Here is a 331-nt window from a genome sequence, read left to right on the forward strand (position 1 = left end):
ACCACAGTACTGGGCTTTTCCTTTATCATCCGTATAGCGGTAAATAATCGCCAGATAATGATTAAACAGGTTATGCTTCCATTCGGGTTGCGTATAAGAGTCGTATTCAAGATTGTCGTTTTGCTGGCAATCAACATCATACAGCGGCAGAAAATCCAGCAGCGATGTAATTCGTAGCGCTAAATCCCGCATGCCAGCATTATTTATTGCATGAATAATTGCATGCGCCAACACCTGAATCTGTAATTCATTAATCAGTAATTCATCTGTTTTCCCGTCATGCAGCGTCAGAGAAAATGCTAAGTTCTCCCCTTTATCATCCACTAACGTC

Annotated in this window: 1 protein-coding gene; it reads right to left on the minus strand. The window is 41.4% G+C overall.

What is annotated here, in order from left to right; translation table 11 throughout:
• Positions 1-331 (minus strand): YjeJ family protein (yjeJ, locus tag FDX22_RS12060; RefSeq protein ID WP_222592520.1); only part of this gene is annotated, 331 nt, incomplete at both ends.

The sequence above is a fragment of the Citrobacter sp. TBCS-14 genome, assembly GCF_005280805.1.
GTDB lineage: Bacteria > Pseudomonadota > Gammaproteobacteria > Enterobacterales > Enterobacteriaceae > Citrobacter > Citrobacter gillenii.